The sequence below is a fragment of the Paenibacillus sp. sgz302190 genome (assembly GCF_059820445.1).
On the sequence record NZ_JBZYAO010000006.1, the window covers coordinates 237,849 to 255,952 of the forward strand.

18 protein-coding genes are annotated in these 18,104 nt (G+C 53.9%); 14 read left to right on the top strand and 4 right to left on the bottom strand.

Annotated features, from left to right (window positions below; genetic code table 11):
• The first annotated feature begins 3 nt into the window (after positions 1-3).
• The 9 genes from AC6RNO_RS10195 to AC6RNO_RS10235 all read left to right on the top strand — a co-directional run bounded on the left by AC6RNO_RS10195 (position 4) and on the right by AC6RNO_RS10235 (position 9,194).
• Entirely contained in the window at positions 4-1,056 is a 1,053-nt protein-coding gene (locus AC6RNO_RS10195; RefSeq protein ID WP_497105377.1) for an NAD-dependent epimerase/dehydratase family protein, read from the top strand.
• A complete protein-coding gene (locus AC6RNO_RS10200; protein ID WP_497105378.1) occupies positions 1,037-2,050 on the top strand; it encodes an endonuclease/exonuclease/phosphatase family protein in 1,014 nt (337 codons plus the stop codon). Before AC6RNO_RS10195 ends, AC6RNO_RS10200 begins: the two co-directional genes overlap by 20 nt.
• Before the next feature lie 970 nt (positions 2,051-3,020).
• Complete coding sequence (locus AC6RNO_RS10205; RefSeq protein WP_474682189.1) at positions 3,021-3,941, top strand: hypothetical protein; 921 nt, start codon at positions 3,021-3,023, stop codon at positions 3,939-3,941.
• A 74-nt stretch (positions 3,942-4,015) separates the two neighbouring features.
• The gene (locus AC6RNO_RS10210) at positions 4,016-4,753 is read left to right on the top strand and encodes an ABC transporter ATP-binding protein (RefSeq protein WP_474682190.1); all 738 of its coding nucleotides are present in this window, start codon (positions 4,016-4,018) and stop codon (positions 4,751-4,753) included.
• A complete protein-coding gene (locus AC6RNO_RS10215) occupies positions 4,746-5,495 on the top strand; it encodes a DUF2705 family protein (protein ID WP_474682191.1) in 750 nt (249 codons plus the stop codon). The genes AC6RNO_RS10210 and AC6RNO_RS10215 overlap by 8 nt, the downstream gene beginning before the upstream one ends.
• A gap of 5 nt (positions 5,496-5,500) precedes the next feature.
• Positions 5,501-6,979, top strand: coding sequence for an ATP-binding protein (locus AC6RNO_RS10220; RefSeq protein WP_497105379.1), 1,479 nt, complete (start codon positions 5,501-5,503; stop codon positions 6,977-6,979).
• The gene (locus AC6RNO_RS10225; protein ID WP_474682277.1) at positions 6,970-7,665 is read left to right on the top strand and encodes a response regulator transcription factor; all 696 of its coding nucleotides are present in this window, start codon (positions 6,970-6,972) and stop codon (positions 7,663-7,665) included. Before AC6RNO_RS10220 ends, AC6RNO_RS10225 begins: the two co-directional genes overlap by 10 nt.
• 122 nt (positions 7,666-7,787) lie before the next feature.
• On the top strand, positions 7,788-8,210 hold the full coding sequence (locus AC6RNO_RS10230; RefSeq protein WP_497105380.1) for a hypothetical protein: 423 nt from the start codon (positions 7,788-7,790) through the stop codon (positions 8,208-8,210).
• Between the two features lie 297 nt (positions 8,211-8,507).
• Positions 8,508-9,194, top strand: coding sequence for an MgtC/SapB family protein (locus tag AC6RNO_RS10235; protein WP_474682194.1), 687 nt, complete (start codon positions 8,508-8,510; stop codon positions 9,192-9,194).
• On the opposite strand, the gene AC6RNO_RS10240 is transcribed toward AC6RNO_RS10235, so the two are convergent.
• On the bottom strand, positions 9,191-10,405 hold the full coding sequence (locus AC6RNO_RS10240; RefSeq protein ID WP_497105381.1) for a cytochrome P450: 1,215 nt from the start codon (positions 10,403-10,405) through the stop codon (positions 9,191-9,193). The two genes, AC6RNO_RS10235 and AC6RNO_RS10240, sit on opposite strands and share 4 nt — an antisense overlap.
• 201 nt (positions 10,406-10,606) lie before the next feature.
• On the opposite strand from AC6RNO_RS10240, the gene AC6RNO_RS10245 reads away from it, so the two are divergent.
• Positions 10,607-11,524, top strand: a complete 918-nt coding sequence (locus AC6RNO_RS10245; RefSeq protein WP_474682195.1) for an alpha/beta hydrolase — start codon at positions 10,607-10,609, stop codon at positions 11,522-11,524.
• Positions 11,525-11,645: 121 nt separating this feature from the next.
• Here the strand turns inward: AC6RNO_RS10245 and AC6RNO_RS10250 are convergent, their stop codons facing one another.
• Both AC6RNO_RS10250 and AC6RNO_RS10255 read right to left on the bottom strand, forming a co-directional pair.
• Entirely contained in the window at positions 11,646-12,098 is a 453-nt protein-coding gene (locus AC6RNO_RS10250; protein ID WP_474682196.1) for a flavodoxin, read from the bottom strand.
• Positions 12,099-12,431: 333 nt separating this feature from the next.
• On the bottom strand, positions 12,432-13,181 hold the full coding sequence (locus AC6RNO_RS10255) for a MerR family transcriptional regulator (RefSeq protein ID WP_497105382.1): 750 nt from the start codon (positions 13,179-13,181) through the stop codon (positions 12,432-12,434).
• Between the two features lie 365 nt (positions 13,182-13,546).
• On the opposite strand from AC6RNO_RS10255, the gene AC6RNO_RS10260 reads away from it, so the two are divergent.
• The 3 genes from AC6RNO_RS10260 to AC6RNO_RS10270 all read left to right on the top strand — a co-directional run bounded on the left by AC6RNO_RS10260 (position 13,547) and on the right by AC6RNO_RS10270 (position 15,693).
• Positions 13,547-13,900, top strand: coding sequence for a darcynin family protein (locus AC6RNO_RS10260; RefSeq protein ID WP_488434232.1), 354 nt, complete (start codon positions 13,547-13,549; stop codon positions 13,898-13,900).
• Between the two features lie 144 nt (positions 13,901-14,044).
• A complete protein-coding gene (locus tag AC6RNO_RS10265) occupies positions 14,045-14,884 on the top strand; it encodes a helix-turn-helix domain-containing protein (protein WP_497105383.1) in 840 nt (279 codons plus the stop codon).
• A gap of 35 nt (positions 14,885-14,919) precedes the next feature.
• A complete protein-coding gene (locus tag AC6RNO_RS10270; protein ID WP_497105396.1) occupies positions 14,920-15,693 on the top strand; it encodes an HD domain-containing protein in 774 nt (257 codons plus the stop codon).
• Between the two features lie 126 nt (positions 15,694-15,819).
• On the opposite strand, the gene AC6RNO_RS10275 is transcribed toward AC6RNO_RS10270, so the two are convergent.
• The gene (locus AC6RNO_RS10275; RefSeq protein ID WP_497105384.1) at positions 15,820-16,221 is read right to left on the bottom strand and encodes a hypothetical protein; all 402 of its coding nucleotides are present in this window, start codon (positions 16,219-16,221) and stop codon (positions 15,820-15,822) included.
• A 629-nt stretch (positions 16,222-16,850) separates the two neighbouring features.
• On the opposite strand from AC6RNO_RS10275, the gene AC6RNO_RS10280 reads away from it, so the two are divergent.
• Complete coding sequence (locus AC6RNO_RS10280; protein ID WP_488434236.1) at positions 16,851-18,098, top strand: DUF445 domain-containing protein; 1,248 nt, start codon at positions 16,851-16,853, stop codon at positions 18,096-18,098.
• The last annotated feature ends 6 nt before the right edge of the window (positions 18,099-18,104 follow it).

Genomic DNA, 18,104 nt, shown 5'->3' on the forward strand with positions numbered 1-18,104 from the left:
TCGATGAAGAAAAATGTGCTGATTACCGGCAATAACGGCGTGCTCGGCAAAAACATGGTCGAGTACCTGCAGACTTATGCCAAGGATGATTATGAGCTGGTTCTGATGGATCTGGTCCATCCGCCCGAGCATGTCATGAAGTTCAAGACCGTCAGCTGCGACATCCGGGACAGGCAGCAGGTGGAAGAGGTGATGAAGGATATCGACATCGTCCTTCACTGCGCATCGGCTTCACCGACGTTCACGGAGGAGCAGATTCTCGACATTATCGTGAACGGCACGCGCACACTTCTGGATGGGGCGTTCCAAACCGGCAGGGCGCAGCGCTTCGTCTACATTTCGTCGACCTCGGTCTATGGCGTTCCGGAGAAGGCGCCGACGACCGAGAATGATGCGGTGCGGCCGTATGACCCGTATAATAAGGGGAAAATCATTGCCGAAGGACTATGCGAGAAATGGCGCGAGCAGGGCAAATGCGTCACGATTCTGCGACCGCGCTCGTTCCTTGGCCTGCATCGGCTGGGCACCTTCGCCATTCTGTACGAGTGGGCGAGCGAAGGCCGGCATTTCCCGATGCTGGGCAAAGGGACGAACCGCTATCAGCTGCTCGATGTTGAGGATCTGTGCCAGGCGATCTACATGGCGATGATCAATGACGTGGACAAGGTCAACGATCTGTTCAATATCGGGGCCAAAGAGTTCTCTTCGATCCGCGAGGATTATCAGGCGGTTATGGATGAAGCTGGTTTCGGCAAGCGGATCATCTGCTTTCCTGCGCTGCCGATGACCGCGGCGCTGTATGTGCTGGAGAAGCTGAAGCTGTCGCCGTTCTACAAGCGTCTATATATGAAGCTGAACCGCAATCATTATGTCTCGCTCGATAAGGCGATCAATCAGCTTGGCTACCGTCCGAAATATTCGAATCAGGACTCCCTCGTCCGCAATTACCGCTGGTATCTGGAGCATCAGCGCAAGACGACGGATCGTTCGACGGGGCTTGGGAATAATTCGCTTTGGAACCAAGGAGCGATCAAATATGCGAAATATTTTTTCTAAGCGCAATTGGAGAGAGGTCGCTGCAGTTGTACTTGTTTTGGTCGTATTCATCTGTCTGCAATTCATTGCCGGACATGCGGCTTGGTGGAATGTCGTCAGCAGCGTCCCGCCTTTTTCCGTCCTGTTCCTGCCGGTGCTGAGCGCCCTGCTGCTCATTCGGGCGAGACGCAAGGCATTCCTGCTGATCTGCACGCTGCTGCTGCTTATTGTGGTCATTCCGCGGGCGGACATCAACTTCGATGCGCTTCACTTCTCCAGGGCTTCGGCAAGCGGCGATGGGGACAGTGTGAAGGTGATGGACTGGAATACGGAGTTCTGGAATCAGGGCGAGGAGCCCTCCCAAATGTACACCTTCCTGAAGGAGAGCAGGCGGGATCTGTATATTTTGGAGGAATATCTGTACAATACGCCGGATTGGAAGCCGTATTTGATCGACAAGCGGGCCGAGATTGAGGCCGCCTTCCCGGGCTATGAGATAGTGACGGAGGACCAGTTCGCCGTCATCAGCAAGTACCCGGTGAAGCGGCATACGCTCTCTGCCACCAAGCAGGCGCTGCTGCTGACGCTGGATGTCGGCGGCAAGGAGCTGAATGTCGTTGGCATGCATCTGGAGCCGCACGTCGATCTGGGCAACCCCATAATGACCAAGGCGTTCTGGGACTATGCCGAGCGACGCCATCAGAGCCGAACCATTGGACTCGAAGAAGCGCAAGCCTTCATCGATGAAGTAGGAGACAAGCCGCTGTTCGTCACGGGCGACTTCAATACGACGCTGCTCATGGGCAGCCTAGATGCGCTCCGCAGCGAGCTGAACGATGCCGCAAAATATTCGGGAAGCCTGTTCCCGACCACATGGGAAGTTGGCGGCCATTACCTGTGGCGGATCGACCATTTCCTGTACAATCCGAACGTGAAGATCCTCTCTTATACCACGTCTCCGCAGCCCGAACTATCGGACCACAAAGCGCTGCTGGTCAATTTGCAGATCAAATAGCGGCTGTGCCCGCGCAGTGGATGATTGCAGTGCCGGCAGGCTAAAGGGCCGGCATGGCGCAAACGTAGGCCCCCTCGTTGTGAAGGGGGCCTATTAGGCTGTGGTCGACCGACCGCCAGCATGCAGCGCAATACCGCGCGATGGGAGCTGCGCGCAGTGCGATTGAAAAAAACGCACGCCATGGCCGACAGCCAGAATCCGCCTTGCGGTGCGAAGAAAACCTGCAAAAATACATGAATTTGCGCCCGGTATGCGCTGATCACGAGAATTCCTGCAAAAGTGCAGGCTTTTCGCCGCGCAAAGGAGCTCGGGTTCATTTTCATCGAAAAAGCCTGCACTTTCGCAGGCTTTTCGCTAAAATGAACCATTTCCGCAGGAAAAAACTGCACTTTTGCAGGTTTTCTCCTGCCCTGACTTGCAAGCTAGCTCATGACCGCCCGTCATGCAGCTACGAACCGCGCCCCGCGGTTGCGCCCCGCATCCGCGCCCCGCACCCCGCCATCGCGCCCCGCATCCGCGCCCCGCGTTCGCGCATCCGCGCCCTGCGGACGGCCGTGGCGACACCCGAGGCCCCCTCGTTGTGAAGGGGGCCTATTTTGGGTTTCCGGCCGATGGAACGCACGAAGTTGATGCTTGTCGTGGCGACTCTGCTCTTTTAGTCGTTCGCCGGCTGCTGCTGCCCAAGCGGGAACTGGGGCTTGGCGCTCCAGCCCAAACACCTATACGAATTGCCCGCCTTTTTTCGGCACTTTAGAAAAAATTAAGAATTGTTTTAGGGCAGCTTTAGAACTGTTTTATCGGCAGTTAAGTCTTGGGAGATATGATGGATATATAGAAGCGAAGGCGCTTCGAACTAGGAGTCTGTTCGATGAACCACGTAGAAGGTGTATATGCAAAAGTAATTCCGTCGGGCAGACTCCCAGCGGGCCGGCCGAAGCCGGCAGCATATAGGAGGAGGAAACAGGTAGATATGAAAAAGTTGGCGATGATCGGTTTAGGTGTGGCTGTAGGGAGTATGATGCTGGTCACTTCGGTATATGCAGGGGTGGGGGACGCGCCCGGCTACGAGACTTTCAAATCGGCCGTGAAAAGTACGGCGGCTGTAACGAATGTGACCAGACAGGTTCAAGTTACGCTGCAGGATAACGGCGAATCTTTGTTAAATGTCAGCTCCACGATCAAGCAGGACCGGGCCGGACAGGCCGGAAGCGCCCAAATCACGGTGAAAGGCGGTGCGGACGAGCAGACGATTCAGGTATACAACCAGGACGGAAAGCAAATTGTAAAAACCGGAGAATCCGATGTATATAAAGTGCTGGACCATTCGAACTTCGCCGGCAAACACGGCAAATTCGCGGATTCGAAGCACGAAGCCAATCCGGAAATGATCCAAGAGGCGGAGAACGTGGTGGATGCGCTCGTCGGAAATCTCAAAAACTACGTAACGATGAACGACGCAGCCGGCAACGCCAAAGATATTCACTTCAAGCTGTCCGGCAGTCAAATTCCTCCGGTTGTCAACACGGTAGGCTCGCTGCTGATCAAGCACAGCACCGCGGACAACGCCAACAAGCCTATGCCTAAAGCGGCGGAAACGCTGGGCATCGATGTGGCCAGCCTGAAAAACAGCTTGCCGCAGCTGACGCAGGACATCAAGATGGATGAAGTGGAAGTCAACGCGACGGTAGATGCGGACAATCACATCACGAACCAGACGGCGCAGATCCGCATTTCCGGCAAAGACGGCAAGGGAGCGAGTCACGATGTCGTGCTGAACGTGGGTATGAGCCTGTCCAACCTGAACGCCACGACTCCGGACAAGGTGGATCTGACCGGCAAGCAAGTGGAAACCGTGAAGCTCGGCGAAGGGCATTTTGATCAAGAACAGTAATGATGAAGCGGGAGCGGGGAGAGCGTCCATTCGGGGCGTTTCCCGCCGCTCGGACGGAAAGGCAGGCAGATGACATGAAACCGATAGTCGAGATCGATAGTCTCACAAAAACATACAGCAATTCGCGCGGCATCCACGAGGTGACGATGACGGTCCGCCAAGGCGACATTTACGGCTTTTTCGGTCCCAACGGGGCCGGCAAAACGACCGTGATGAAAATCATGGCAGGACTGTGCAGGGCGGACCGGGGCAAGGTCAAGCTGTTCGGTTACGATGTCTCCACTCATTATGAGCAGGCGATGGAGAAGGTGGGGGTGCTCATCGAAACCGCTGAGGCTTACTCGTATATGAGCGGCAGAAAAAATTTGGAACTCGCGGCTCGCTTCTATCCGCAGATCGGCAAAAACCGGGTCGACGAAGTGCTGGAAATCGTCGGGTTGGCGCCTTTTCAGCATGAAAAGGTCGGCGGGTATTCGCTCGGCATGAAACAGCGACTCGGTCTTGCGGCTGCAATGCTGTCCGGCCCGGAGCTGATGATTCTGGATGAGCCGACGAACGGGTTGGATATCGAAGGCATGGTGGAGATCAGAGAAACCATTATGCGGCTGGCGCGCGAGGAGCGCATTACGTTTCTCATCTCCAGCCATCTCATTCATGAAATGGAGCTTATGTGCAGCCGCATCGGGATTATTCACCAGGGCAGGCTGATCCGGGAGGCTCTTGTCGAGGAGCTGCTTGAAGAACACGATTCGCTGGAAGCGTCGTATTTGCACGAAATTAAAGAAGTCAGGAAGGTGGCCCTTCATGCATAGCTTAACGGCGGGCATCTACAACGAGACGATCAAAATTGCCTCGAAAAAGAAGACGGTCTTTTTCCTGGCCGTCATTTTGCTTCTGCCGGTGGCGGCGGGCTTGCTTCTGTCCCGTTTTCAGAACGGGATCGGCATCGGCGCAATCGCATCGCAGGATTTTCCGATCCTTATGCTCGGTTTGTTCACCGGGATTTTCCTCCCGCTCTTCGTATTCATGGGCGCGGCCGATTCGTTTTCCGGCGAGATGGGGGACCGGACGATGAAAATCACGCTGACCCGGCCGATTTCGAGATTCAAAGTGTTTGCCTCCAAGCAGATCGCCTTGGGCATTTACATCGCTTTGTATTTGGCCGCGGCGCTGTTGGCGTCGATCGGCGCATCGTTGTTTTTTCAGCATTTTGGCGGCCCGGCTGCGCTGCTTGATTGGTTTATCGCCTATACGGTCGCATTCGCGCCCTTGTTCGCGCTCAGTCTGGCGGCGGTATTCCTGGCGCAGTTCTTCACCAGCAGCAGCGGCGTATTGACGGTCAGCATCCTGGTGTATCTCGCCTTCAAGGTGGCTGCGTTTTTCATCCCGCAAATCGCTGCATACTCGCCGACAGCTTACACGGATTGGCATATGCTGTGGATCGGCGCATCGCTCGCCGGAGGGAAAATATGGAGCGTGTTTATGTTTTTGGCTGCATGTAGTATATTGTTTTTTACAGCAGGGTATTATTTTTTTGACAAAAAGGAGCTCTGATTCGCATGTCCATCCGCTTACGGCTGGTGCTTTCCTATATAGCCATGCTTCTTGTGCCGCTTGTACTCTCCGGGCTAGCCGTAATTTTGATCGGCATTGCGACATTGGGCAATATAAAGTCGTTATTTGATGTGGATTACAGCCAGGGCAATCCGATCAAGCGCGTCGTCGATCAGGAGGCCGAAATATTCGCTGACATTAAAACAAAATCAGCAGGCCAGCCGGATATTTTTCTGAATCCGCAGTTTGTCAAAGAACTGGAAGACCGGCTGCACAAAATCAACATGGGCCTGATCGTCCGCAAAAATAATGAAATTGCTTACGCTTCTCCTTATTTGAAGCAGGCGGATGCCTTAGACCCGGCGATGCTTCCCGATTATGGCGATACTTCCACCGGCAAATTCCATCGAAGTCAAGGTTCGCTGTGGATAACTCGGCAGCAGGACTTTACTTTTTCCGACCGGAGCAAAGGGTCTGTTTTCGTTTTTCTGGACGGCAGCAATTTTCAAAAATATTTGCACCAGTTTTCCAACTCGTTCATTTTTGCCTTTATCGGCATATTGGTTCTTACGAACGGCGTATTGACCTATTTGGTCTCGCGGAGCATCATTCGTCCTTTGCGGTCGCTGAAGCAGGCTGCCGTGCAGATTAAAGAAGGCAACCTCGATTTCGAGGTCGTCCCTCATTCCGACGATGAGATCGGCCAGCTCAGCATCGCGTTTGAAGAAATGCGGCGCAGGCTGAAGCACTCCGTCGATTTGCAGCTGCAGTACGAGGAGAACCGCAAAGAGCTGATTTCGAATATTTCGCACGATTTGAAAACGCCGGTCACCGCGATCAAAGGCTACGTCGAGGGCATTATGGACGGCGTCACCAATTCGCCGGATAAGCTGGACCGGTATGTCAGAACGATCTATAACAAGGCGACGGATATGGACCGGCTCATCGATGAATTGTTTTTATTTTCCAAACTCGATTTGGGCAAAGTGCCGTTTCAGTTCGAACGCGTCGATCTGGGCCAATATGTGCTGGACTGCGCGCAGGAGCTGCAAATGGACATGGAGAAGAAGGGCATCCGTTTTGAACTGATGGAGCTTCCCGACAGGCCCTGCCATGTAACGGCGGACCGCGAGAAACTTAAGCGCGTGCTTTTGAACATCATCGAAAATGCGGTTAAGTACAGCGCAGAAGCGGATAGCAGAATTTGGATCGGCGTGAAAGAAATTGACGGTCAAGCCGTCATTCATATAGAAGACAACGGTCAAGGCATTCCGGAGGAAGCGCTGCCGCATATTTTTGACCGGTTTTACCGGGCTGACCCGTCGCGCAATTCGTCTACCGGAGGCAGCGGACTGGGGCTCGCCATCGCCAAGCAAATTATGGAAGAGCACGCCGGGTTGATATGGGCATCCAGCGCAGTCGGCCGGGGAACGACGGTATATATCGCTTTGCCGTTAAGCAAGCCTGAGGGGGAATTGAAGTGAGCCGCATCTTGATTATTGAAGACGAGCAAAGCATCGCCGAATTGGAGCGGGATTATTTGGAGATCAACGGCTACGAAGCCGATATCGAGAACAGCGGCGACAAGGGGCTGCAGCGCGCGATGAGTACGGACTACGACCTGATCATTCTTGATTTGATGCTGCCGAAAGTGGACGGCTTCGAAATTTGCCGCAAAATCCGCTCCGAAAAAGACATTCCGATCCTAATGGTATCCGCGAAAAAAGAAGACATCGATAAAATTCGCGGTCTCGGCATCGGTGCCGACGATTATATTATCAAACCCTTCAGCCCGGGGGAGCTTGTAGCGCGGGTCAAAGCCCATTTGGCCCGGTACGAACGACTGATGGGCCGCCGCGAGTCCCGAAACGACGAAATCCGTATCCGCGGGCTGATGATCGATAAAACCGCGCGCCGCGTTTTCGTCAATGAGAAAGAAGTCATTTTTACGACGAAAGAATTCGACTTGCTGGCCTATTTGGCGATGAATCCGAACCGGGTGTTCAGCAAAGATCAGCTTTTCGATCACATATGGGGGATGGATTCCATGGGGGATATCGCGACGGTCACCGTCCACATCCGCAAGCTGAGAGAAAAAATGGAGCAGGACCCGTCGAACCCGCAGTACATTGAAACGATCTGGGGAGCGGGATATCGGTTTCGAATATAAAGTTTCTGAGATGAGCGCCGGCCGATATGAGTTCTGCATTGCCATAGAAGTGACTAAGCCGGGGAAGTTGCTCCCCGGCTTTTGTTTTAACATAAAGCGCAATCAGGTGAAGGTTAGTGCTAATGGAAATAATCCCCTATTCCCCTGAGGGCATGCCACCAGAGGGGACACCTCTAGTAGGCACCCCGAAAGGCATACCGCCAAAGGGCATACCTCCGAAAGGCATACCGCCAGAGGGCATACCACCGAAAGGCATGCCACTAGAGGGCATACCCCCGAAAGGCATACTACCAGAGGGCATAACACCAAAAGGCATGCCACTAGAGGGCATACCTCCGAAAGGCATACTACCAGAGGGCATACCTCCGAAAGGCATACCGCCAAAGGGCATGCCACCAAAAGGCATACCACCCAAAGGCATACCACCCAAAGGCATACCACCAAAAGGCATACCACCAAAAGGCATGCCACCAAAAGGCATACCACCGAAAGGCATACCACCCAAAGGCATACCGCCAAGCCCGCCAAAGCTTCTTAAAGGTTGACTATCCATATTTCTCCTCCGTTCATAAGGTAGACATTTGACTATGTATTGTATGATCCTTGTCATATTCCGTTCGTTGATTGATGTAAAATAGGCTTGAACAAACAGAGCCAATCAGGATTTCAGATTCCGGGGCATATCCCATATTCAGACAGTCCTCAAGTGAGTAAAAAATACGAGCTGCGATTAAAACGTATGAACATTGCAACAATGTAAAATAGTTTACAAAAATGAATTGTTAAGATATTGTAAATATATTTATAGCTTCTAAGTTATCGCATAAAGGGAGAGAGTGCATATGTTGATGGACGTGGATTATCATATTGTTTTAAAATTGGTCATTTCAGCCGTATTTGGCTTGATCATAGGCTTGGAGCGGGAAGTGCGCAATAAACCTCTCGGTCTGAAAACGACGTTGGTCATCTGCATGAGCAGCTGTTTGCTGACGATCGTCTCGATCGAATCCGCCAACAAATTCGCGGTCGCCGGGCTGCATGTGATGGACCCGATGCGGCTCGCGGCCCAAGTGGTGAGCGGAATCGGCTTCCTCGGAGCGGGCGCGATTCTCCGCAAGCATAACGACGTAATCGTCGGGCTTACGACAGCCGCGATGATATGGGGAACGAGCGGACTCGGTATCGCCGTAGGGGCCGGGTTTATCGGGGAAGCTTTTGCCGGGCTGCTGCTCATCATGATCAGCGTCGTCGCGCTTCCTTTTTTCATTAAGAGAGTCGGCCCGAAGCCGCTGCTTTTGAAAGATTTGCGTGTCAGACTCGTTGTCTCCAGCAAAGGAAATTTGACGCACATCATTAAATCGATCATTGCCAGCGGCTACAAAATGAAAAGCGTGCACATCAAGGAGCTGAGCCGCGAGCAGCAGGAGCTGAACTTCATCGTATATATCGATAGAAAATACGCCACCGAAGTTTACGAGGAACTGAAAGGAATGGAATTCATCGAGATCGTGGAAGTGGAGACACTCTAGCTTTTCACCGGTTGGAATGTGATGGGAAATTGCTTTACCCCGTAGACAAACGGGCTTTGAACGGTTGCAAGCTGTGAACCCGGCACGAAACGGATATCTTTCATTCGTTCCAGCATGGTTCGCAAAGCGATCTGGCTTTCCAACCTGGCCAGAGGCGCACCCAGGCAAAAATGAATGCCGAATCCGAAGGAGAGATGGGCGTTCGGCTTCCTGTCTATAATCAACTTGTCGGGATCGTCGAACCTGCTCTCGTCACGGTTAGCCGAGGCAACCCAGGAGACTACCTGATCGCCTGCTTTGATTTGCTTGCCGCCAATCTCGGTGTCGGAAACGGCAATCCTCCCAATAGCCTGAATAGGCGGATAGTAACGAAGCACTTCCTCAATAAAACCGGGAATGAGATCGGGATTCTCTCTCAACTGCTGCTGTACGGTCTGCTCTTCCGTTAGACAGCGAACCGCATTGGCCATAAGATTCGTAGTCGTTTCGTTGCCGGCTGCCAAAAGGAGAATGGAAAACCCGAGTATTTCTATATCGTTCAGTTTTCGTCCTTCGATCTCAGCTGAAAGAAGCAGCGAAATCAGGTCTTCCTTGGGCGCGGTTCTGCGCTTCTCTACAATTTGGCTAAAGTAAGCTTGCAGCTCGTCAAGGGCCCGTTTTTTTGTCGCCATCACCTGATTGAGCGCTTCTTTCGTATTTGTTTCGGCTCCCATCACGAGAATATCGGACCATTCTTTAAACAAACCGCGATCCTGCGGCTGAACGCCCAAAAGCTCGGCAATCACGATAACAGGCAGAGGAACTGCAAGATCGTGTACCGTATCCATGCTGCCTTTGTCCAAAACGGCGTTCAGCAATTCATTCGTAATGGACGCAATGTGCGGCTCCAGTTCGGAAATCACCTTCGGAGTAAAAGCTTTGTTGACCAACGCTCTCATCTGCGTATGTTTTGGAGGATCAAGGGTCAATATGGATTCGTTCTCTGCTCCGGTGAGCGAGCGGCGGGAGGAAAAGCCGGCCGGATCTTTTAAAATTCGATGTACGTCCTCATAGCGAAACACATCCCAGCAGGCCCGGCTTTCATCGTAACGCACGGGTGTTGTTTGGTGAAGTCGGTTATAAATAGGGAACGGGTGAAGCCGTTTCTCTGCGGTATCCAGCTCGGCCATCGGGATGATGTTGGCGTATAGGACCGATTTTTTTGTTTCCATAGATGTGGGTAGGCTCCTCTCGCGGATTCATTTCAATTACAGTTAACATGCCCTGCAAATTAACAATATAATCCTGTTTCCGCATGCAATCTGCTCCTGAGATACGGGCGACGCTCCAAATGCTCAATATGGAACAATAGTTGACCTTGTATCTTACTACAGGTTTTAAAATAACGATAGAAACCTGTAGGGGTGATAAAATTGGAAAAAACGAGTGTCGAACGACTTGCCGCGATTAAACAATATTTAAAGCGAACAAGCGGATTCGGTGAGAAATCAGTTGACAAAATTCGGCGGGAAATGGCCGACTCGGCGGCAAATATGTGCATCTCCCCCGACATGATCGTCCAAAAGGCAACTATCGGCCAATTAAGCGGAGAGTGGATTGTTCCTGCCAATCTTACTCCTGAAGCCGATAAACATGCGATCCTTTACTTCCATGGGGGCGGATTTGTTGCAGGCACCTGCGAGTTTTACCGTGATTTGTCCGCGAGAATAGCGGAGTCCAGCGGTGTAAAAGTGCTCACCGTCGAATATCGTCTGGCGCCGGAGCATCCGTATCCGGCTGCTAACGACGATTGCTTGAGTGCTTTTCGCTGGCTGCTTGCGAGCGGATATTCAGCCGGCAATATTGTATTCGGCGGGGATTCTGTCGGAGGGAGTCTTGCGCTTATGACTTTGATTTCTTTGCGGGATAACGGAGAGGAACTTCCGGCAGGCGTTTTTCTGATTTCCCCGCATACCGATCTTGTCCATTTGGACGGCGAATCGTATCTGAGTCGATCGGAGCTCGATCCTACGGGGAGCATAGAAGTAAATCGGAGGCTGCTGGATGTTTTTTTAGGCGGTCGGACGAAAGAAATACCTTTGCTGTCGCCGTTAAGGATGAATTTGAAAGGCTTGCCTGATCTGTTCATCCAAGTCGGTGACCATGAGGTGTTGCTAAGCGATTCCACACGCTTTGCGGACCGTGCAAGAACAGCAGGTGTCGGAGTTACACTGGAAGTATGGGAAAATATGTGGAGCGTATTTCATTTTTTAGCATACATGCTGCCGGAAGCTCAGCAGGCCATCGCTAATATCGGTCAATATGTACGAACGAAGCTAACGCCTCTATAGCCAGGCGATAAACGGCCGTTCCGAATCCAAGCAGGACGGCCGTTTCCGACTTCAAACCGCGAATCGCGCGGATTGCAGCGGAGGCGCAATGACTTCCCCGGGGGGAAGCAGCCTCCGTCGTCTAGCCGGTGACGGCGACCGCAGCCGCGAATTTTTTGCCGAATTCTTTGAGCTGCTGTTTTTCATCGGCAGAGGGGTTCAGCTCGACTTTGAAGCCGTTCAGCACTTTTTCCGCGCCAAGCTCGGCGAGCTTTTCTTCCAGCGTATCGATGGCTTTGCCGAACTGCGCGTATGAAGAATCGGCGGAGCCGAATACGGCGGATTTGCGCCCCGACAGATCGAGATCGTCCATTTCCTCGTAAAAATCTTCGAATTCGTCAGGCAGGTCGCCGTCTCCCCACGTATAAGCGCCAAGCAGAATGCCTTCGTATTCGGTCAAGTCGCTGCCGCTGGCGTCCATGACATTTTTGACAACAGGCTCGACTCCCGCTTCCCTGATTCCGTCGGCAATGAGATCGGCCATCTCTTCCGTATTTCCTGTCATACTGGCAAAAACGATAATAATACTGGACATCGGTATCCCTCCACTGGATTAGATCTTTTTTTTTGAAAATGGTTAGGTTCGTACAGACGATAAAATCGCTCTGTTGGTAAGCCCTCCACCGCTAAGGCGGCGGCAGGGAAAGCAAATCAAATACATATTAATTGATAATGATTATCAATGTCAATATGTGCGCTTAAAAATTGTTGGCTTCACTCCGTTTGATCTGCCGGCGGTCAAGAACAACAAGGTGCGCATACCGGACTACAAAACGTTCTGTACTACGAACCGGTTTCCAACCTGGGGCAGGCGGATATAATGGCAAAAAGCCGCCCGGGCTAGTGGGACCCGGGCGGCTTTTTGCCGTTATGCGGCCTGCGCGTAGCTCTCGGCCGCGAGGCACAAATAATACGCCAGCCCAACCTGCTGGCTCTCCAACATCCCGCGGTGAAAATCGTCCGCGAGGAAAAAGCGCGCCTGCGCCGCATAGCCGGCGCCGTCGATCTCGTGCCCGTGCGTCCACAGGAACGCAAGGTGGCTGCCGATCAGCGCATGTACTTCGGCGCTGTCGATTGTGAGCCCCGAGCGCAGCGCATCCGCCATTCCGGTCATGAACCGGATGGCTTCCCTCGCGCTCTCGTTCATTTCCGCCGCCTCGACCGGCCCGGCCGCGAGCAGATCATAGTCGTACGTTTCTTTCAGATAATCGTTCTGCTCCTTGAGCGCGTCCTTCCACTCGTCCTCGCTGTGAAAACCTTGAAACAGCTCCGATGGATGCATAGGTTCTCCCTTCTTCCGCTTTGTTATCGTTTGCTCCAACGTGTGAATCAGCTTCTCCAGCCGCTGTTTGCGGGCGGTCAGCAGCTCTTTTTGCTCAGCGAGCAGAGACTCGTGTCCGCCTTCCCCTTCCAGCAGTTGTTTGACGGTATCGAGCGAAAAATCAAGCTCACGGTAATACAAAATGCGCTGGAACCTTTCAAGCTCCTCCATCCCGTATAAGCGATATCCTGCTTCCGTCGTTCCCTTGGGCACGAGAAGCCCGATTTTGTGATAATGGTACAGCGTTTTGACGGTTACGCCGGAAACATCGCAAACCTCTTTAACGGTGTAGAGCACTGTGTTCACCTCCTGTTTTCAACGATAAAGCCTTACCTAAGGTTGGAGTCAACACCCGAATGAAATATAAATTTGATGTAAGAATAGGGTACCTTTTTGACCGCGAATCCTGCAAGCGCAAGGGACAGGATGGAGCCACAAGCCGTCGGGGCTGTTCGGCATCGTGGTCGGCCGACCGCCGACATGTAGCGTGACACCATGCACTGGGACGGGAGCTGAACGCGGTGCGTCCGGGGATCGTCCGGCATCTTCGGCATATTGCCAGAACGGTGATTTCATTGCGGATTTTCCTTGCATAGTGTTGCAATATTTAGACAATTCCATTATAGTAGTATTAAACAAAACTACTAGTGGGGTGGATGCGCATGAATCACTGCTTTATCGTTCTGCTGCAGGTCGATCCCGCCTGGCTGGCGATGCCGCGCGAATCTCGCAGGGAATATGCGGCAGAGCTGTATGCCATTATCGGGCGTCACGCTCCGCAGGTGAAAGTGCGCTATTTCGATGCGGATGCGTTCAGCGGCAAGTGCAGCGATTTTGTCGTTTGCGAGACGGAGGATACGGTCGCCTATCACAACATGTGGGAGGAACTCAAAGATTCCCGGGCTTTTTGCGGCGGGTTTTACCGGATTCAAGATGTGATCTATGGCATTCAAAATGCGTACCAGGCGTACGAGACCGGAGTTTTGGGCATGGAGCCCGAAGTGTATACGACCTAGTAGTTTGTTGAGGGACTACGTAGAAGATGTGTATGCAAATTGACAGTGTTGATGCAGCGTGAGCGACAGTATATGCGGTCATGATTCATTGGGTATGCACGAAAGCAGCTCCGTCGGACGGACTGCTAAAAGGGGGAATGGCTTGTGGAAGATATCCTGCAGCATCTGAAAAATATCGGCTTCACGGAGCTTGAAGCCAAATGCCTGCATGTGCTGGCGGAATCAGGCACGCAGACGGGCTACGAGATCGCCAAGCGGCTGGGCGTTTCCCGCTCTAACGTCTACTCCGCGCTGCAAAAGCTCGCGGAGAAAGGCGTCGTGCTGACGAGCCACGGCGAGCCGACGCATTACCAAAGCGTGCCGATCGCGGAGATCGGCGACAAAATCGAAGCGGAGCTGCAAGCTTCGATCCGCTTCGTCAAGGCGCATATGCCGCAGCAGGATGCGCAGCGGTCCGAGTACTTCAGCCTGGAGGGCGACGCAAAGGTCGTGGAGCGCATCCGCACCGAGCTGAGGAAAGCGAAGGAGGAGGCGCTTCTCGACCTGTGGTCCGAAGAAGCGGAGCTGCTGAAGGACGAGCTGGTTCACGCGCAGGAGCAGGGCGTGCGCGTGCTCGTATCGGGCGTCGGGGAGGCGGAGCTTCCGGGCGGGATAGTTCTGTTTCCGCACGGCCGTGAGGAAACATGGCAGGAACGCGGCGGGCGCAAGTTCACGCTGCTGATCGACCGCAAGCTCGCGGTCATCGGCACGAGAGGCGGCGGCGAGCCTGCGAAAGCGATGCTGACGGAGCATCCGGCGATGGTGGAGCTGCTGCTCAACAACTTTTTCCACGACATTGTGATGCATGAGCTGATGAAGGATATGGGCGCCAAGCTGGAAGACAAATACGGCAAAAACTTTAAAAAGATCGTGCAAAAGTATACCGAAGCCGTCAAGCCGGCCGATGCGAAAGTTATCGAGGGGAAAAGGCGCAAAAAGAAATGACGGCGCCATTTGTGAAAGGAGAAGTGTTGGCAGCGATGGATAAAACCGGCATATTGCAGGCCGCCGAAACGTATGTGAAGGCCAAGCTTGAAAAGGACAGCAGCGGCCACGACTGGTGGCACATTTACCGCGTCGTGCAAGCGGCGCGGAGGATCGCCGCCGAGGAGGGCGCCGACGGCTTCGTCTGCGAGCTGGCGGCGCTGCTCCACGATGTCGCCGACGATAAGCTGAACGCGGATCCCGCGGCGGCGGAGCGAGATCTGCGCGAGTGGCTCGCCGCCAGCGGCACGCCGGCGGCGGAGATCGAACATGTGCTGGAGATCATCGGCACCATGTCGTTCAAGGGCGGCGCGCGTCCGCCGATGCGCACGCTGGAAGGCCGCGTCGTGCAGGATGCCGACCGGCTGGATGCGATCGGCGCGATTGGCATCTCGCGCGTGTTCGCGTATTCGGGCTGGAAGGGACGCCCGATTCACGATCCTTCCGTCATGGTGCGGGAGCACATGACGGAGGCGGAGTACCGCGNCCGGCTGGATGCGATCGGCGCGATTGGCATCTCGCGCGTGTTCGCGTATTCGGGCTGGAAGGGACGCCCGATTCACGATCCTTCCGTCATGGTGCGGGAGCACATGACGGAGGCGGAGTACCGCGGCGGCAACGATACTGCGGTCAATCATTTTTATGAGAAGCTCCTGAAGCTGAAGGAGCTGATGAATACGGACTTCGCCCGCCGGATGGCGGAGGAGCGGCACCGCTTCATGGAGCTGTACCTGGAGCAGTTTTACGCGGAGTGGGAAGGCGACAAATAAGCGGACCGGCGCGCGGTTCCGGCTGGGAGCGCGCCCGTGTCCCCGTCTCCGCGTCAAAGATAGACGGAGCGGCCCGGCAAAAAAACTCCACGGCCGTCATTGGCATCGCGGCAAAATCTGCGAAAGTCAGGCTGTGGGGAAACCTAATGTGGTCGAACTACCGCTGTCATGCAGCACAACACCGCTCGCTGGGAGCTGCGCGCGGTGCGAAAAAAACGCCAGAGCCTGTCGCACCATTTGCCTGTTTGCGCGAAGAAAACCTGCAAAAGTACAGTTTTTGCTCGATGGATATGCCTGACCACGAAAAATTCCTGCAATTGTGCAGGCTTTTCGCCTCGAACATGGGCCTAGATTCAAATTCATCGGAAATTCCTGCACAATCGCAGGCTTTTCGTCAAAATGGACTGTTTTTAAGGGGAAAACCTGCACTTTTGCAGGTTTTTCCTTACCAAAGCCGTCTTGTCCCCCCTTCTTCAGCTCGGCGACCCGCGCAGGAGAGGTGTGGGCTGGGGAAGAGTGGATGTGCATCCTTTCCGCCTCCATGGTTACCGAAGGATCGAGCCGTTCCCAGCGTTCTTTCCGCCTCCAGCGTTGGTGAAGGATCGAGTCGTCTCCGGCGTTCTTTCTTCCCTCAGTGTTGGCGAAGGATCGAGCCGTCTCCGGGGTTCTTTCCGCCTTCAGCGTTGCTGAAGGATCGAGCCGTCTCCGGGGTTCTTTCCGCCTTCAGCGTTGCCGGAGGATCGAGCCGCCTCCGGCAAGCTTTCCGCCTTCAGCGTTGCCGGAGGATCGAGCCGCCTCCGGCATGCCTTCCGCCTTCAGCGTTGGTGAAGGCTCAAGCTGCCTCTAGCATGCTTTCCTCCCTCAGCATTACCGAAGGAGCGACCCGGCCCCAGCGAGCTTGCTTTTGGAAGTGTTCCGCAGCCAATCCCCCGCACTGCCGTCTCGCTCCGCTGCTGCGCTATGTTTTGCTACGATCAGCCTTTGGTCCGCTGCGCCATACGTCTATTTCAACGACCCGGAAGGCGATAAATAAGACTTCTTTTTTCTTTTCCATCGGGCCTGCTGCGAATTGCCGGGAAGTTCCATCCGGCAAGTTGAATTTTGTGATAAAATAAAGTGAAATGAAAAAATCAACCTTGAGCAGAAAGAGATGCTAAATGAAAAAAGAAGCGAAATATATGGCAACAGTTTCTTTGGGTGTGATGGGGGCCGGATTTGTCGCTACGCTGCCGTTCTCTTCATCGGCATGGGTTGCGTTCCTGCAAGGCGGTTTCGAAGCCGGCGTCGTCGGCGGGTTGGCGGACTGGTTTGCGGTCAGCGCTTTGTTCCGGCATCCGCTGGGCATTCCCATCCCTCATACGGCGCTGCTTCCCCGCAACCGGGAGAAGATTACGAAAGCGCTCGTATCTACGGTGGAAAATGAACTTCTCTCCAAAGAAACGATCCGGCTGCGGCTGCAGCAGATTCGTTTTTTGGAGCGCGGTTTGGAGATAGCTGAGCAGCAGTTGCACAGCGAAGCGATTCACGGCGCGCTGACGCTTCTTGCCAAACAGGCGGTTCAGGCGGTCGATACGGAAAAGCTGGCGCCTTTGCTGGCGGAGGAGCTTCGCCAAACGCTGCAGGATATCGATGCGGGCCGATTGATCCGGTCTTTGGTCGATGGCGTGACGGAACGAGGCTATGACGGGAAAACGCTTGATTTTATGCTGGACAAAGCGGAGGCCTGGGCGGTCAAGTTTGAAACGCGCGATATGCTTGGCGCCGCGGCGATCAAGGCTCTTGAAGGGCTGCAGTCCAACGGCTTCATGGCTTTTGCGGTAAATGCCTTTATTGGCATGCTGAGCGAGGACAAGGTCGGAGCGATTATTCAAAACTTCATCCTTTCCTACATCGAGCAAATGAGAGCGAAAAACCACCCGCGGCGGGAAGCTTTCCTCGACTACATCCGCCGGGAGCTGAACAAGCTGGATTCCAACCCGCAGCTGATCGCGGAGTTGGACCGTCTCAAGACGCGTCTGCCCGAGCTGTTCTCGCTGGAAGAAAAGCTGTCCGCTCTGCTGCTGCGCCTTAAGGAGAAGGCGGTGGCGTTCGTGGAGCGTCCCGATTTTGCAGCCGAATATGTGGTGCCGATGCTGTCCGGCGCGCTTGCTTCTTTGAGAGCCAATCCTGACAGAATGGATAAGGGAGAACAGTGGATTCAGCAGCAAATCGCCGGCTATTTGGAGCAAAATCATAGCAAAATCGGCCAGCTTGTCAAAGAAAATCTGGAGAAGCTCGACAACGACACGCTGATCGAGATGATGGAGGACAAGGTCGGCAAGGACCTGCAGTGGATTCGCGTCAACGGAGCGATTTGCGGCTTTATTATCGGGCTCGCCTTGACTGGCCTGAAGCTTTTGACGTAACCGCTT

What these genes read in the sequence shown, in the direction of transcription:
- AC6RNO_RS10195 (WP_497105377.1), top strand. Translation starts at nt 4, where the DNA reads ATGAAGAAAAATGTGCTGATTACCGGCAATAACGGCGTGCTCGGCAAA.
- AC6RNO_RS10200 (WP_497105378.1), top strand. Translation starts at nt 1,037, where the DNA reads ATGCGAAATATTTTTTCTAAGCGCAATTGGAGAGAGGTCGCTGCAGTT.
- AC6RNO_RS10205 (WP_474682189.1), top strand. Translation starts at nt 3,021, where the DNA reads ATGAAAAAGTTGGCGATGATCGGTTTAGGTGTGGCTGTAGGGAGTATG.
- AC6RNO_RS10210 (WP_474682190.1), top strand. Translation starts at nt 4,016, where the DNA reads ATGAAACCGATAGTCGAGATCGATAGTCTCACAAAAACATACAGCAAT.
- AC6RNO_RS10215 (WP_474682191.1), top strand. Translation starts at nt 4,746, where the DNA reads ATGCATAGCTTAACGGCGGGCATCTACAACGAGACGATCAAAATTGCC.
- AC6RNO_RS10220 (WP_497105379.1), top strand. Translation starts at nt 5,501, where the DNA reads ATGTCCATCCGCTTACGGCTGGTGCTTTCCTATATAGCCATGCTTCTT.
- AC6RNO_RS10230 (WP_497105380.1), top strand. Translation starts at nt 7,788, where the DNA reads ATGGAAATAATCCCCTATTCCCCTGAGGGCATGCCACCAGAGGGGACA.
- AC6RNO_RS10235 (WP_474682194.1), top strand. Translation starts at nt 8,508, where the DNA reads ATGTTGATGGACGTGGATTATCATATTGTTTTAAAATTGGTCATTTCA.
- AC6RNO_RS10240 (WP_497105381.1), bottom strand. Translation starts at nt 10,405, where the DNA reads ATGGAAACAAAAAAATCGGTCCTATACGCCAACATCATCCCGATGGCC.
- AC6RNO_RS10250 (WP_474682196.1), bottom strand. Translation starts at nt 12,098, where the DNA reads ATGTCCAGTATTATTATCGTTTTTGCCAGTATGACAGGAAATACGGAA.
- AC6RNO_RS10260 (WP_488434232.1), top strand. Translation starts at nt 13,547, where the DNA reads ATGAATCACTGCTTTATCGTTCTGCTGCAGGTCGATCCCGCCTGGCTG.
- AC6RNO_RS10275 (WP_497105384.1), bottom strand. Translation starts at nt 16,221, where the DNA reads ATGCACATCCACTCTTCCCCAGCCCACACCTCTCCTGCGCGGGTCGCC.
- AC6RNO_RS10280 (WP_488434236.1), top strand. Translation starts at nt 16,851, where the DNA reads ATGAAAAAAGAAGCGAAATATATGGCAACAGTTTCTTTGGGTGTGATG.